The organism is Bacillus sp. EB106-08-02-XG196, from assembly GCF_013396335.1.
Lineage (GTDB): Bacteria > Bacillota > Bacilli > Bacillales > Cytobacillaceae > Neobacillus.
The window spans coordinates 13,108-27,661 of the sequence record NZ_JABWSY010000020.1 but is presented as its reverse complement, the minus strand read 5'-3'; the positions used below and the strand labels follow the sequence as shown (position 1 = coordinate 27,661).

General features: G+C 36.5%; 11 protein-coding genes. 9 read left to right on the top strand and 2 right to left on the bottom strand.

Annotated features, from left to right (window positions below):
* Positions 1-231: 231 nt before the first annotated feature.
* Positions 232-855, top strand: a complete 624-nt coding sequence (locus tag MLOOGBEN_RS24980) for a chromate transporter (protein ID WP_179160994.1) — start codon at positions 232-234, stop codon at positions 853-855.
* Positions 821-1,396, top strand: a complete 576-nt coding sequence (locus tag MLOOGBEN_RS24975; protein WP_218781326.1) for a chromate transporter — start codon at positions 821-823, stop codon at positions 1,394-1,396. Before MLOOGBEN_RS24980 ends, MLOOGBEN_RS24975 begins: the two co-directional genes overlap by 35 nt.
* Before the next feature lie 159 nt (positions 1,397-1,555).
* Here MLOOGBEN_RS24975 and MLOOGBEN_RS24970 read toward each other — a convergent pair whose 3' ends face one another.
* Entirely contained in the window at positions 1,556-2,281 is a 726-nt protein-coding gene (locus tag MLOOGBEN_RS24970; RefSeq protein ID WP_218781325.1) for a FadR/GntR family transcriptional regulator, read from the bottom strand.
* A 350-nt stretch (positions 2,282-2,631) separates the two neighbouring features.
* Between MLOOGBEN_RS24970 and MLOOGBEN_RS24965 the strand changes: the two genes are divergently transcribed.
* Both MLOOGBEN_RS24965 and MLOOGBEN_RS24960 read left to right on the top strand, forming a co-directional pair.
* Complete coding sequence (locus MLOOGBEN_RS24965) at positions 2,632-3,942, top strand: MFS transporter (RefSeq protein WP_179160992.1); 1,311 nt, start codon at positions 2,632-2,634, stop codon at positions 3,940-3,942.
* A 311-nt stretch (positions 3,943-4,253) separates the two neighbouring features.
* Positions 4,254-5,762 (top strand): sulfatase-like hydrolase/transferase, encoded by a 1,509-nt coding sequence (locus tag MLOOGBEN_RS24960; RefSeq protein ID WP_179160991.1) that lies wholly within the window; start codon positions 4,254-4,256, stop codon positions 5,760-5,762.
* 257 nt (positions 5,763-6,019) lie between these two features.
* On the opposite strand, the gene MLOOGBEN_RS24955 is transcribed toward MLOOGBEN_RS24960, so the two are convergent.
* Positions 6,020-6,769 carry a FadR/GntR family transcriptional regulator gene (locus MLOOGBEN_RS24955; RefSeq protein ID WP_368737823.1) on the bottom strand — a complete coding sequence of 250 codons (750 nt, stop codon included), beginning with the start codon at positions 6,767-6,769 and terminating at the stop codon, positions 6,020-6,022.
* Between the two features lie 282 nt (positions 6,770-7,051).
* Between MLOOGBEN_RS24955 and MLOOGBEN_RS24950 the strand changes: the two genes are divergently transcribed.
* The 5 genes from MLOOGBEN_RS24950 (at position 7,052) to MLOOGBEN_RS24930 (ending at position 14,435) form a co-directional block, all read left to right on the top strand.
* On the top strand, positions 7,052-8,224 hold the full coding sequence (locus MLOOGBEN_RS24950) for a M24 family metallopeptidase (protein ID WP_256989265.1): 1,173 nt from the start codon (positions 7,052-7,054) through the stop codon (positions 8,222-8,224).
* Positions 8,225-8,228: 4 nt separating this feature from the next.
* Positions 8,229-10,349, top strand: a complete 2,121-nt coding sequence (locus MLOOGBEN_RS24945; RefSeq protein ID WP_179160990.1) for a hydantoinase/oxoprolinase family protein — start codon at positions 8,229-8,231, stop codon at positions 10,347-10,349.
* On the top strand, positions 10,346-12,049 hold the full coding sequence (locus tag MLOOGBEN_RS24940) for a hydantoinase B/oxoprolinase family protein (protein WP_179160989.1): 1,704 nt from the start codon (positions 10,346-10,348) through the stop codon (positions 12,047-12,049). The genes MLOOGBEN_RS24945 and MLOOGBEN_RS24940 overlap by 4 nt, the downstream gene beginning before the upstream one ends.
* Before the next feature lie 100 nt (positions 12,050-12,149).
* Positions 12,150-13,553, top strand: a complete 1,404-nt coding sequence (locus MLOOGBEN_RS24935; protein WP_179160988.1) for a purine-cytosine permease family protein — start codon at positions 12,150-12,152, stop codon at positions 13,551-13,553.
* A gap of 54 nt (positions 13,554-13,607) precedes the next feature.
* Entirely contained in the window at positions 13,608-14,435 is an 828-nt protein-coding gene (locus MLOOGBEN_RS24930; protein WP_179160987.1) for a dioxygenase family protein, read from the top strand.
* Positions 14,436-14,554: the final 119 nt, after the last annotated feature.

The window sequence follows — 14,554 nt, the reverse complement described above, 5'->3', positions numbered from 1 at the left end:
ACCATTTCTGTTTTTATTTGAAATAAATGCACCCGTAACATCATAGAAAATGTTGCACTTTGATTACACTAAGGCTAACACATTGAAAGGGAATATATAAGTATAACAAAATGTTATAACCTATGCATTTGTTGCAATATACCTCCTACCTTATCCATGTTACCGTAGTAGGTAAGAACAACTTAACGTTGGATTCCTTATCGGCTATGATGGAACGAAGGGAGAATGTATATGAAGGATGAATGGAAAAGGTTATTTCAGATTTTCTGGACTTTTTTTAAAATTGGACCAGTAACTTTCGGCGGAGGGTATGCCATGATCCCGCTAATAGAAAGGGAAGTCGTCCATAAAAAGAAGTGGGTGAAAATTGAGGATGTGACGGACGTGTTTGCTCTTGCTGAGTCCATACCAGGGGCCATCGCCATCAATTCTTCAACTTTTATTGGGTACCGAATTGGTGGAATAAAAGGGGCAGTTGCTGCATTATTAGGTGTATTTTTACCAACTTTTTTTATCGTAGTGGTACTTAGTATCCTTTTTCTGCAGATTCAGGATAACCCAAAAATTGAAGCAGCTTTTAAGGCAATACGTGCCTCGATTGTAGCTTTAATTGTTTATGCAGGGTATATGATTGGCAAAACGGCAATAATTGATAAAACAACTTTAATCATTTCCTTTGGAGCCATGTTTGTTTTATTATTTTTCCATATACACCCTGTGTTAATTATTTTATTTGGCATTCTTCTTGGGATCGTTCTTGTTCAGATCAAACAGCGTTTGGGATGTGCTACTGAAAAAAAGGAAAAACACATTTCTAAAGATGAAAGAGAATGGTTTATGGGGGAAGGGATTTAAAGTGATACTATTCGAATTATTTTGGTCTTTCTTATTAATAGGGTTTGTTTCATTTGGCGGCGGGTATGCGATGATACCTATCATTGAGATGGAGGTATTAAAAAAGGGCTGGATGACAACACAACAGTTTACGGATGTCATAGCAGTCGCAGGTATGTCACCAGGACCAATTGCCACAAATAGTGCAATTTTTGTCGGCTATCATGTTAAAGGGATGACGGGTGCCATTTCAGCAGGTTTGGGTATGGTGCTTCCATCTTTAATCCTTGTAATCATTATCGCGTTGTTTTTTAAACGATTCAATAAAAATAAACATGTGGAATCTGCATTTTATGGCTTAAGACCGATTATTACCGGGCTAATCGGATATGCAGCGATCAAATTTGCAATTAGCAATCACCTAGTGGATTCCGTTACATGGCACTCTTTTAGCCTAATACTAATATTTGTATTATCTCTTTTTGCTTTAATAAAACTTCGTTTACATCCGGCCTTAGTCATCCTTATGTCCGGAATATTGGGTGCGGCAATATACTCATAAGTAAATATCTCATGACAAAAGCATGATCAATCATATATGAGTGATCATGCTTTTGTTATTAAGGACGGCATCAATCCTATATAATTTGTTCCTCAGGCAACATCGGGTTTATTTTTTAAATATACTAATTTATGTTTTGATAGAAGTTAAAGTTATTGGTTAACTTGAAACTTTTCTATTACCTTTAACGGAAAAATCTTTTTCAAAATGTGAAAGATGATCGTTCATTTTTTCCTCTGCTAAATCAGGATCACCCTGTTCTATTACTCGATAAATTTCATTTAGTTCATTGGATAGTTCTTCTTTTAAAGCCTTTGTTCCACTTACAAATTGAAACATAGGCTTTAATACATTTATTATTGCTTCCATTGTGATAATGATCAATGAATTATGAGTTGCTTTTGCAATTGCTCGATGAAATTGAAAATCACATTCGAAATATTCAAAGTCAGAAAGTGGGTCACCAGGATTTGGAACCATTTTTTTTATTTCGATTAAGTCTTCCTTTGTTCTCCTTAGGGCTGCAAGAGCACAAGTTTTAATTTCTATAATTCTCCTATACTCAATGAGTTCATCAAAAGAGAATCCTTTTAAAACAAGAGAGAGAGAAATATAATTACTAAAATCATCAATAAAAGACTGAGGCGAAATTTCTGTAATATAATGCCCTCCTTTTGCACCTGGTTTTGTATAGATAAGTTTTGAGGCAGACAATAGTTTGATTGCATCACGGATTGTAGGACGGCTTACTTGAAAAAGATTAGCTAATTCTTGTTCAGATGGAAGTTTATCCCCCTTTTTTAAATTTTCTGTTACGATAGATTCCTTTATCTGCTCTACTATCTGCTCAGGTAGTGTTAACAATTTCCTATTTTTAATATTCAAAATGTTCACTCCTTTTTTTATATCATAATAGAAAAGTTAAATTTGGGCAAATGTTATAAAAACATACAATTCATAATATTTACACATTGAGATATGTCTGTTAAATTTAATCCATGCAATTTTCTAAATATTCAAAAAGGTGGTTGATGCGTTTGTATTGAATTTAAGGTAATAATGTTTGTTTAATACCCTTAACTCTTTACTACTTTAGGATTGCTAGCACTGATGCACTTTGTCCGTTAATTCTTCTTCTAGATTCCCAGCACTAAACCTTATTTAAAAATGTAATCGCTTTAAAGTTTTGTCTAATAAGTCTATTAATGCTCTTTAATTTTTAGGAGGTGGTTGCAATGCAAGTACATGAAAACATAGTTAATCAAGAAGAAGTAAAAAAAGGCAAGATTTCAAGAATGGGATGGGGAATGATTTTATTTCTATTCGTCTCTATGGTAATCAACTATATGGATAAAGCAATCATAGGGTTAGCTTCAGTTCAGCTGATAGATGAACTTAATTTAAGTCCAAATCAATGGGGATTAGTAGGAAGTTCGTTTTTTTGGTTATTTTCTATTACAGGGATGGTAGGGGGCTTTCTTGCAGACAAATACGGAACAAAACGAATTTTGAGTTTTATGGCCGGTTCATGGTCTATTATTCAATTTGCAATAGTATTCACTGTTAGCTTACCCTATCTCATCGTTTCCCGAGTTCTTTTAGGGGCGGGGGAGGGCCCTGCTTATCCCGTTGCAATGGCATCCGGGTCAAAATGGCTGCCAAAGGATAAACTTGGAATCGGACTAACCATGATCAATCTCGGTGGGAATATTGGAGTGGCAATTGCAACACCTATTATTGTATATATCATGGCCACTGCTGGCTGGAGATCAGGGTTTATCACTATGGCTATTGTAGGTGTTATTTGGTTGATATTATGGCACTTATTTGCAAAGGAAAGTCCCCATCTCGATTCCATTCCAAAATTGGACAAAAAGAAATCAGCTCCTTCTTTTTCATTTTCAGAAATCCGCTTATTTCTTTTTAATAAAAATTTTATTTTGTTGGTCCTTGTTGGTTTCGCATCACATTGGACATTTGCCGTTGTTCTTACATGGTTACCAAACTACTTTTCATCCGTACGTCAAATAAGCGAAGCATCTACCGGTTGGGTGTGGGTAGCCCAAGCTATTGCGCAAATTTCATTTGCTTTATTATCAGATAAAATTTATCGTAAAACAGGAAATGTTCGGAAATCACGTGTTTATATTTTGGGGGCCATAGCTATTACATGTGGAATTCTCTTTTACTTTGCTCCACTCGTAAGTTCAAACATCATGGTAGTAATAATGTTTTCTTTAAGTTTGGGATTAAGTGGAGTGTTTTTCGTCCTTTCGCCGTCTGTCATAGATTCGTTTGTTCCTCCTCAACATCGTGCAAAGGGGATGGGGATTTTAATGGCTTTTGTAACACTGGCTGGTATTATTGGACCGTTTGTTACCGGCAATATCATTCAGTTTTCCTCAACTCAAGCAGCTGGGTTTACTAATTCATTTCAATTTTTAGCTTTATTGTTTATCGTTTTCGGAACATTGTTCTGGATAGGTTGTAGACCAGATAGTTCTATAAAGGTGGAAAAAGAGGAGTTTAAAGAAAGTGTATTTTAGGATGATATCAAATGTTTTGTTATAGAGTTAGTTTTAGTTTGAGAATTGCAAGAAAAAACAACTGATATATTGCTTTGATTTAATTGGAGAATTGGAGGCAGGGTTTTCTGCACTTTTCTTAATGAATTACCAAAATACGAATCCGAATAATGGACAATTGTCTGTTATTCGGATTCTCAATGTTTATTCAATACTTATAACAAAAGCTTTGGTTGTAGCTAGAGAATTTTTCAAACTTGGAAAAATGATAGTACGATGATGCTAATTCAAAATGTAGGTAGATAAAAAAATAGAATGATGGAGGAAATCATATGAGTGAAACTTACCAACAACCTAATATTGTTTTAATTACTTGCGATCATTTAAGGTCTGATCATTTGGGGTGTGCTGGTCATCCTACAATTCAAACTCCGCATATTGATCAGTTAGCGCGAAATGGTGTTCGGTTTGAGCAGGCTTATTCAACTACTCCAATCTGTATTCCTGCACGGGCAACCATTATGACCGCGTTAGAAGGTCATAATTTAGGTTTAACTGTTTTTAAATCAGGCTTTCAACTGCCTACAAAAGAAACACTGCCACAATTATTAAGAAATGAAGGATACCAAACCAAAGTGGTTGGCAAAATGCATACTTTTCCTGAAAGATGCCATTATGGATTTGAAACGATGCAATTGTGTGAAGAAGGCCGTCGCTTAGGAGAATATGTAGGGGAACACAGAGGATATGATGACTATGAAAATTGGCTTACAGAACAAGGATATCCTGGAATGGCCTTTGGTCATGGAATGTCAGTTAATGAGTACGCAACGACTCCGTGGCATTTGCCTGATCATACTCACCCTACAGAATGGATTGGGACTCAAACATGTAAAGAGATTAAGAGAAGAGATTGGACCAGACCATTATTCATGTGGGCATCCTTTACTGCCCCCCATCCACCACTAACACCATTAATGAGAGACTTATATATGTATGACCGAGAAGAAATACCGGAACCTATGATAGGTGATTGGGTAGAGGAGCATCCGGCATTCCATACGGCAAATATCGCATTTGGTGAAGGGAAAACCCCCAAACAAATTACATTAGCCAGGCAAGCCTATTATGCAATGGTGACTCAAGTAGACCGACAGGTTAATCGAATTATTGGTACTCTTCGTGAGGAAGGAATTTTAGAGAATACATGGTTTATCTTTACTTCCGACCATGGAGATTGTTTGGGTGACCATCATCTTTGGCAAAAAGCTAATTTTTTAAAAGGAGCCTGTAATATTCCTTTTATAATTACTCCTCCATTAAACAGTGACTATGATCACCTTTTTAATCAAGAATGGGTTCCAGGGCAAGTGAACCAGTCGGTAATTGGACTACAAGATATATTACCGACGTGTCTCGATATAGCTACGGGCTCAATAGAAGAGTACAGGGATGGAAAAAGCTTAGTATCTCTTGTGAAAGATTCAAAACTTTCAGTAAGAGACCATATTCTAGGGGAATTTGGAAATGTAGGAGAACGCTCCCTAATGTTAACTGATGGAAGTTGGAAGTATATTTGGTATGAAAAAGATGGATACGAGTTGCTATTTGATCTTAAAGAGGATCCAAACGAAATGAGAAATCTAGCAAAGAAAGAAACTTATCTAAGGGACAAATGGAGAAATGAACTAGTTCAAGTATTATCTTATAGAGAAAATGATCCTGCTGTAGAGGGTGGACAATTAATAGTATCATCTCCTGGATATAAAATGTCTCCTAAAGAGAGAGTGAAAATTTTAAATACGGAGTGGGCCTATAATCATCCATATGGGCAACGTTAAAAAATAATCTAGGAACGAAATCGTTGAGCATAAACTTGGCATGGCTCATTTGACATCCCCCAATTATCCAACCTCAATTTATCCACGATCTTTTTGACGTGGATTTTTTTATTTATATAAGTTCCTCTTTGTATTGTTAAATGTAGGTAAGTAATTTGATGCAATTTCAGTTTGAAAAGATAATGTGGATAACGCTAAGATTTTCCTGCGGCTATCCACATTTAGTGGATTATTTCAATCGAATTTAAATCCTATCATCAAAGAGTTATTTTTTTCCTATTTTCTAAAGGGAGACCGTCTATTGAAAAATCTCGTTCAAATCTATTTAGATGCCTATTTATTTCTTCTTCTGCTAATTCGTAGTCTCCCTTTTCAACCGCTTTGTAAATATTTAATAGTTCATTCGTTAGTTTCTCTCTTAATTCAGGCGTACCATGAACAAATTGAAACATAGGTTTTAATACATTTGTGATTGCTTCCATTGTGATGATAAATAATAAGTTATGAGTGGATTTAGCCAGAGTCCGATGAAAATCAAAATCACGTTCAAAATATTCTTGGTTCGTCAGGTTGTCTTCGGGGGTAGGGATCAGCTTCTTTAACTCAATCAAGTCATCCTCAGTTCTTCTTTTAGCCGCTAGAACGCATGTAGTTACTTCAAATAATCTTCTGTATTCTATTAATTCATTGATGGAAAATCCCTCTAAAACCAAAGAAATATTAATGTAATTACTAAAATCATCAATGAATGACTGAGCAGAAATATCTGTAATAAAATGACCGCCCTTAGCACCTGGTTTCGTATAAATCAGTTTTGAGGCAGAAAGAATTTTAATTGCATCCCGAACAGTAGGTCGACTTACTTGATAAAGGACAGCTAAATCTTGTTCAGATGGTAATTTATCCCCTTTTTTTAAATGGCCTTCAACAATGGACTCTTTAATTTGTTCAACTATTTGTTCAGATAGAGTTAATAGTTTTTTATTTTTAATATTCAAAATATTCACCTCCAATTATAATTCTAATCAAAATTTGGGGATTTAGCAAATTGTAAATATTTTTTACTTTTTTAAAAATTAAGGTAAATGTAAACATTTTGAGTTGGTGAACTATGGAATTGATTGTTAAATAGAGGGATCAATGCCAATTTATTACGTTTAGCACTTTATTTAAATATTAAACGTAATAATTTCATACAATTCAAAATATTTACTAAACGGTTAACATTTGGTAATCTTACAATATATTAAATTTTCAGAAAAGAGGGATAGTTAGTGATGATCATATCAATGCAAAAACAAGAAAGAGAACAAAGATTGTCAAAAGTACGTGAATTAATGGAGAACAAAGGATATAAGGCGATGATTTTTGCTGCCAGTTCATATTTAGGTAAAAAGGGTTCACTTCGTTATTTATTTGACAATCATTTATATCATCGATATGGCTACGGGGTTGTCTTTGAGGATAAACAATATCAAATTCTACCATCTGGCTTACATTATGGTACAGATCCACGATCCCCTGATGTGATTTTCCCGGAAGATCATGAAGTTATGGAAATGGTTCGCAAGTTAAAGGAAAATAATATCACTAATGGAGTTGTTGGGGCAGTTGGTTTAAATAGCACGATGAAGGTAGAAGATTACCTTTACTTAAAAAAGGAATTACCAGAAGTTGAGTGGGAAGATGCTAGTGTCGAGTTTGATGTAATTCGAAGCATTAAAAGTGAGGAAGAAATCCAAGGGATTATTGAAACAAATCGAATTATTGAAGCTGGGTTCGATAGTATTATTAAAAACATAAAAGTAGGAATGACGGAAGAGGAAGCTGTTGCTCCAGCCTATCAAACAGTACACGCTATGGGAGCCAAGGATGATTTATTCTTAACTTTGTCAAGTGAACAACCTGGGGCAGTTGTACCTTGTTTCTTACCTCCTCGTAATAAGGTCATTAAAGAAAACGATTACTTAATTGTATCCCTTGAAATTACTGGACCTACGGGACACTGGGTAGAATTCTCAAGAATGTTTTGCTTTGGTGAACGAGATGCAGAAACAGAAGCGTTAGCATCTGTGGTGGCAGAAGGAATTGGATATGCAGAGGAAAATATGAAACCTGGAATAAGACTTTCCGATATTCAAGCTGGCCTAGACAGAATAGCTAATGAATACGGTTATGAATGTGGACATCTAAGTGGACATGGGATTGGAATGGATGTGATTGAACGACCATTCGTTGCACGAAAGACGAATACAAAGTTTGTTGGGGTTGAGGTGTCAAACGAAGATGATGACGCTCTATTATATTTAAAAGAAGGAATGGTTATTAGTTACCACCCACAAATTATTAAACCAGGACGTGAAAAGTCGGCATATATGTCTGATGTTTTTATTATCCGAGAAAACGGAGCAGAACGTTTATCAAATAGAAACCATGAAGTAATCTTTATAGATGGGAAGTGATTCAATGAATTTTCGAATCGGAATTGATGTAGGCGGAACTTTTACCGACTTCTTACTTATAACTGAAACAGGAGAATCAAAAGTTTATAAAACTCTTTCTACGCCAAATGATCCAACTATCGGGTTTTTTAACGGCCTTAGTGAGATGGCGGAGGATCATAATCTATCACTCAATCAATTTATAGAAAAAGTAGATCTAATTGTACACGGTACTACAGTAGGAACAAACGCTGCCTTAACTTATTCAGGGGCAAAAACAGCATTATTAACAACAAATGGGTTTAGGGATATTCTGCAAATGAGGCGTGGAATTCGTCCTGATCCTTATAATAATCAGTATGTTATGCCCAATCCTTTTGTTCCTCGACATCTAAGGATTGGCATAGACGAACGGGTAGATGTTAAGGGAGAAGCAATTAAACCTTTAATAGAAAAAGATGTAATCAATGCAATAGATTATATTGAAAAAAATAATGTTGAGGCAATAGCTATTTGTTTCATGCATTCCTACGCAAATGACCAACACGAAAAACTAGCAGCACAGTTGATTAAGGAACGGTTACCTGGACGTTATATTACTGTATCAAGTGAACTTATTCCTAGAGGTGGTTTCTATGACCGCTCTAGCACGACTGTACTTAATTCCTATATCGGGCCAATTATACAAGGATACTTTAAAAAACTGATTGAAAAATTGGCGGTCGTACAGTTTGGCGGAACACTGCTTATTATGCAGTCGAATGGTGGGGTAGCTACACCAAATGCCACCATTGAAAAAGCAGCGAACACCTTATTATCGGGTCCGGCATCCGCACCTGTTGCCGGCGGATGGTATCTGCAAACACATGATATTAAGGATGCTCTTACTATGGATATGGGTGGAACAAGCTTTGATGTCGCTCTATTGAAAGATGGTCAGCCTTTAATTCGTACTGAAGGCGAAATAGCAGAATGGCCAATTAGTCTACCTATTGTAGATATTCACACAATTGGTGCAGGTGGAGGGTCTATAGCGTGGGTTGATGATGGCGGTTTGCTACATGTAGGACCTAAAAGTGCAGGAGCTTTTCCAGGACCAGCTTGTTATGGATTTGGCGGAGAAATGCCAACCGTTACAGATGCTAACTTAGTTCTTGGCTACTTAAACCCTGATTTCTTCCTGGGCGGTAAAATGAAACTAGATTTAGAGAAAGCTAGAGAAGCCATCGAGACTCATGTGGCAGATAAATTAAATATTTCAATCGAAGATGCTGCTAAGGGAATTATAGATCTTGTAGATGTCTCAATGGCGAATGGAATTCGTGAGATTACCATCAAACGCGGATTTGACCCAAGAGATTTTCCTTTAGTTTGTGCAGGAGGAGCAGGTCCACTTCATGCTACTGCAATTGCAAAAGAACTAGATTGTACTCTAGTCATGGTTCCAAAAGAGTCATCCATCTTTTGTGCAGCCGGAATGTTAATGTCAGATTTACGTCATGATTATATTAAAGTCTATCAAGGGTTAACTAATGAATTAGAGGAAGGGGAGCTTGTTGATATTCTAGATTCCTTGGAATTAAAAGGAATGGAAACGCTAAGTTCCGAAGGAGTTCATAAAAATAATATTGAGTTTCAATATAATTTAGACATGAAGTATGCCGGACAATATTATGAAGTAAGCGTACCGTTTTCAATCAAAGAAAAGCATCTCTTGACTAAAGAGTATATTGAGCATCATTTTCATGAGCTGCATAATCAATTGTTTGGATACAATTCACCAGAAATGCCTGTAATGATTGTAAATGTAAATGTATCGGCAATCGGGCGTACTTTAAAACCGAAAATAAGACAAACAGAATATGCAGGAGAGTCTCCAAAACATGCGTTAAAAGGGAATAGGTTGATTTATAGGGGAGAGAAGGAGAAATTTATTTCCATACCCGTTTATGATGGCGATACATTAGTCCATGGAAACCGGGTATCTGGTCCCGCCATTATTGAACAAAAAGTTACGACAACCATTGTTCACGATTCTTTTAATGTTATTTACGATAAAAATGATAATGCCATTCTTTATGATAAAGAACTTGGAGAAGATTATGTCCAAAGTTTTATTGAGGCGAATCGAGGTGTAAAAGCATGACAAGAGAAAAAGTTGTGGTAGATCCAATACGAGCGTCAGTTATTCAAAGAAGATTAAGTGCGATTACACATGATATGGCTGAAGTTCTCCAAAGGACTTCAAGGTCTCCAGTATTTAATGAAGCGGGGGACTTTGTAACCGCATTATTTGATCATGAGGCGAAAATGGTAGAGCAAAGTGCAAATATTCCCATTATCGGGTTTGGTGCCCAACCTGCATTGCCCTATATAATTGAATCGTTTAAAAATCGTATTTATCCTGGGGATATTATCGTTCACAATGATGTTTTTGAGGGTGGAAATCAAACACATGATGTAGGGATCTATAAGCCAGTGTTTTATCATGATCAGTTAGTTGGTTGGACTGTTAGTAAGGGTCATTTGTCGGATCTAGGAGGGGCAACACTTGGCGGCTACAACCCTAAGCATACGGAAGTGTGGCAAGAAGCCATTCGAATACCAGGTTTAAAAATAGTGGAGCGTGGAGAGATTATCCCAGATGTATGGAAAATGTTGTTTTCCAATGTCCGATTAAAAGTTGTAGAGGAAGACGTTAAAGCCATGATTGGTGCTTGTAACATTGGGGAACGATCAATGGTGAAAGTGATTGAGAAATACGGTTTAGAATCCTTCCGTGCCCATTTGGATTATATTATTGATGCAACCGAAAAACATGTAAAAGAAATTATTAGAGGGTGGAAAAATGGCACTTTCTATGGTGAAAGCAAAATGGTCTCTGACGGGATTAATCAAGATAAAGAATACAAGGTAGTGGTAAAAGTCACCATTGATGATGAAGAAGTAACCATGGATTTTACTGGATCAGCACCACAAGCCCCTGGTTTTACGAATATGCCCACAGCATCTGCTAAGGCAGCATGTGCTATTGCCTATCTTATGATTATTAACCCAGGTAATGAGATTGCCCAAAATGAAGGCATGTTCCGTTCCTTAAATTGTATTTTTGAAAAAGGGACCATTTTAAATCCGAATTTTCCTGCAGCAACCCTATTTGGAAATCAACTTGCTGATGTACTACTAGAAGCAATCATGGACGCGTTCAAAGATGCCGTTCCTGATCAGGCAACAGCCTCTTGGGCAAAATTGTGTACTCCTGTTTTTTCTGGATGGGATCCGCGTAAAAATGATTTTTATTTTGATTTTGGATTTCTCGGAAAAGGTGGCCAAGGTGCATTAAAAGGCTTCGATGGATTTGACGGGATTGGCTTTGCTGGTGCTGCGGGATGTATGCGTTCACAGGATCCAGAAATGATGGAAATTAAAGATCCATTCTTCATAGAAACATATGAATTTCTCCCAGATTCCGCTGGCGCAGGTCAATATCGGGGCGGCTATGGGACCTATGTAAGAATCCGAATTGACGGTGAAAACAATTCTGTTGGTACGATCGGCGATGGTGTTGAAAACGAGGGTGCTCCAATTCCTTATGGACTTTTTGGAGGACATGCAGGGTCACATAATAAACTTACTCTTCACTATCTAAATGGAGAGAAAGTTGAACTTGGTTCAAAAGACTTGGTAACAAATGTTCCGACTGGCACAATCCTTGAAATGGTTTGTGGAGGAGGAGGGGGATATGGTGATCCGAAACTGAGAAACCATGAACTCATTAAACAGGAAGTATTAGATGGTCTATTGTCCCCTGAAAAAGCAAAAGAGATTTATGGCATCTCAGTTTAATATATAAGTGATGGCAGCCCTTCCTGATTCATTTTTGAATTGGGTCGGGCTCAATCTAAGGAACTCTTCCAAATCTAGACTATATTAATGGAGTGATTTTATGGCCGGTAAATTGTCAACAATGATGGAGGATTTTTCGCTTGAGTCTGTTCCAGCAGATATGAGGAAACCATGGAAAGAATTAGCTTCGTTTCAAGTTGGAATTGTAACTAGCCTTGCAGTTATTATGACTGGCGGTCTAATTACTTTTATGGCTGGGTTTTGGATGGGCATGCTTGCTTCAGTTCTCGCATTTTTAATTAGTTTGTTCTTTTCCTTCTTATTAGGCAAAATTGCTTTTAAAGAAGGCTATTCTAGTAATGTTATTTCTCGTGCCTATGCTTTTGGTTCAAGAGGCTCTGTTATTAGTTCAATTATTATGGCATTTATGATAATAGGATTCCTGGGGATGGAAAGTGTATTTATTGGAAATTCCATATTATTTTATTTTAATATTGAAGCCAATTTAACAATAAAAATAATTATGTATTTAGTTATGTCGTCAATATGGATATTGCTATCATTGTTTGGAATGAAGATGGTGGCTCGAGTTGCACAGATTACTCTACCATTTTTATTCTTATTTTTGATTTATATGATCTATCAACTTATCGGAAATGGTTCGATAGGCGAGGTATTTACCCATGGAATTATGGTTCCAGGAGTTTCACTTGGCGGTGGTTTTGCCATTGCATTAAATGCAACTATTACATTGGCAGGATTGAACGCCCTAGTTTGTACGGATTCTACACGTTTTGCCCGATCTACTAAAGATGTAGCGAAAGTTTGTCTTTCTGCAGGTATGTTCATGTTTATTATCACAACGCTAATTGGAGCAGTAATCACATACTTTGGTTATCAAACAACCTATAATTATTATCTTGAACAAGGTTATAATGCAGCTGCTGCAAGTAATCTTGCCATAACGAATCCTGGTGTTACTCTTACCCTTGCAGGGGGAATGATAGGTGTATTAATCATTTTACTTTCTCAAGCAAAAGTTCAAGTAGGGAACTCGTATGAAGGAGCCTTATCATTAGTTAATTTATTCGATAGTGGTTTTAATTGGAAGCCAGGAAGACCTATTATGGTTGTCCTTACAAATATTATTTCACTAATCTTTATTTTCGGGGATATTCTGCATTATATTGAAGAGTTCCTTTCACTTGGAAGTGTTCTATTTGGAGTTTGGGTAACGATTGTTTTAACTGATTATTATATTTATCGTGGTGTTATGGGAAAAGCAAAAAGGGGTATTGAGAATTTAGAGCAACTACCTGCTTTTAATTTGTCCGGGATAATTACCCTTGTTCTAAGTACTATTATAGGAATGGTTGTCTATCAGCTAGGCTGGTTTCCGATTCCATTTGTTGTATCAGTTATTATTGCTTTTCTGCTTTATACCACCCTATGCTATTTCAAGAAATCAATAGTAGTGGAGGAAAAACAAATAGTTAGTCAATAAATAATAGATTTTCTGTTTTTGAATTTTGAATATTACGACAAAGGGGGACTACTAGTGAATAAGAGTACCGTAGAAGTTATTAAAAATACAAGATTAATAGAAGTGATCGATAAATTAACCAAAGCGATCATAGATGCCGTAAATGAATGCGAAATAAATGAAGATGAACTGCTCAAGGCAATTTCCTTTTTAAATGAAGTAGGTAAAAAAGGCGAGTTTCATTTATTATCAGACGTATTAGGGGTTTCGGTTGTCGTAGATGAAATTACTCACCGTGATGAAATTGTTGGGGATGCGACACTCTTTAATGTGCAAGGTCCGTTATATCGGGAAGAAGCCCCATTACAAACAACTCCAGGAAGTTTATGTGAAATTGATGAACCAGGAGATATTTTGTTTGTACATGGGAAAGTCGTATCTGCTGCCAATGGAAGGCCAATTCCAAATGCATTATTGGATGTTTGGCAGGCTAATGCACTTGGTGATTATGAAAACGAGGATGAACGTCAGGTTGATTACAATTTAAGAGCAAGGATTTTAGCAGATGACAATGGTTGCTTTGAATTCCGAACAGTTGTTCCAGCTGGGTATGATATTGGCAAAGGAGGTCCGGTTGGAGAATTGATGAAAGCCGTTGGACGACACGCGATGCGACCTGCACACATTCATTTCAAGATTGAGAGAGAGGGATATAAAACACTTACTACTCAGTTGTTCCCGCCAGATGTTCCTTGGTTAGATTCAGATGCGATTGGAGCGGTAAAAGAGCAATTAATTATGAAGGTAGAAAAAGTTACAGACATGGAAGAATGCCAAGTGAAAGGTGTCAACCAGCCATATTACCGATGTCAGTATGATTTTAGATTAATAGATGAAGAATAACTTTGAGTACAAATAGAATGACTTGGGCAAATAGATTTCAGAAGATTCGTAATATTCGGTTTATAAATAAGCGAAAAATATGTTTTTTCCGAACGTGAAAGAGAGTAGAAAATGTAGGA